At 40.8% G+C, this 1004-nt stretch carries 2 protein-coding genes; one reads left to right on the top strand and one right to left on the bottom strand.

Annotated elements, in window-relative coordinates; all coding sequences use genetic code 11:
* Positions 1 to 120 precede the first annotated feature (120 nt).
* Positions 121 to 249, bottom strand: a complete 129-nt coding sequence (locus tag F6K49_RS53040; protein WP_293111181.1) for a hypothetical protein — start codon at positions 247 to 249, stop codon at positions 121 to 123.
* A gap of 451 nt (positions 250 to 700) precedes the next feature.
* Here F6K49_RS53040 and F6K49_RS53035 point away from each other — a divergent pair, with 451 nt between their 5' ends.
* The gene (locus F6K49_RS53035; protein ID WP_293111179.1) at positions 701 to 901 is read left to right on the top strand and encodes a hypothetical protein; all 201 of its coding nucleotides are present in this window, start codon (positions 701 to 703) and stop codon (positions 899 to 901) included.
* Positions 902 to 1004: the final 103 nt, after the last annotated feature.

Here is a 1004-nt window from a genome sequence, read left to right as displayed (position 1 = left end):
ACTTATATTAATTGAGTTTGTTGAGTTTTTGCCTAATTTATTGATGTCATAAGTAAACCTTTTTTGTCATAAAGTTATATGTAGTTATAGCAAATTAGCTTAGGTAAAAAGTCGTAGGTTTTAGGGAACAGGGAGCAGGGAGTCGGGAGTCGGGAGTCGGGAGTCGGGAAACAATCTTGTGTACCTGATCGCTAGGAAAAACGATTTATAGCGTTTATTGTATTTATGAGGTACGCTTATCAAGCTCAAAGTCCCCCTTTTTAAGGGGGATTTAGGGGGATCACTTTGTCCCTCATATGAGGTACGCTTATCAAGTTCAAAGTCCCCCTTTTTAAGGGGGATTTAGGGGGATCAGATTATACCTGATGGGAAAGAGAATTGCTAGATCTCTAATTTAGGGAGTCAACTAAAACAGTTATGTCTATAAAACTAGTGGAGCTGATAAAAACGATAAAAAGCTGACGGATCAATGGGCGTTGCGTCAGTCTTTGAATGAATAGGAGTAGAGTGGGCATCTTGCCCGCACCAAAAGATCCGCAAACAGGCAAGATGCCTATTCTACAGATGCGACCCGTGGCGAAGGGAACACTTAGTTTTTTATTAACCCTAAAACTCCCAAAAAAAACTTTTTAAAAACCCTTGACAATTAAAAATATAATCATTACAATAATCATTGTAAAGCGAAATTCAATTCTTATTTATGTCAACAAAATTCAGCCAAAACTTCAAGAAACAACCTGCTCAGCACACTCTCAAAGGTTCTCGTGAATCAGTCATCTATAGTATGCAGATGCTTTACGCCCTAGGCTATGCAGAGATTGCGGAGTGGACCCCTCTGGAACCGACTGATGTTCCAGGGGAAGTGATCACTACAATAACCAAGTATTGGTTGTTGCCATAACACCTTAAATTTCTGGGGGGGTTTCCCCCCCGGGGACCTTGGTTTTGGTCTGGTTTTGTAGCGTGGCCTTTGGCCAATCAGATCAGAGCAGGTTAAGTTTGCT

It is taken from the genome of Moorena sp. SIO3I6, from assembly GCF_010672095.1.
Note: the sequence above shows the minus strand (reverse complement) of the source record. Positions and strands in the feature narration are given on the sequence as shown.

Coding starts and splice junctions, on each gene's coding strand:
- F6K49_RS53035 (WP_293111179.1), top strand. CDS start 701: ATGTCAACAAAATTCAGCCAAAACTTCAAGAAACAACCTGCTCAGCAC.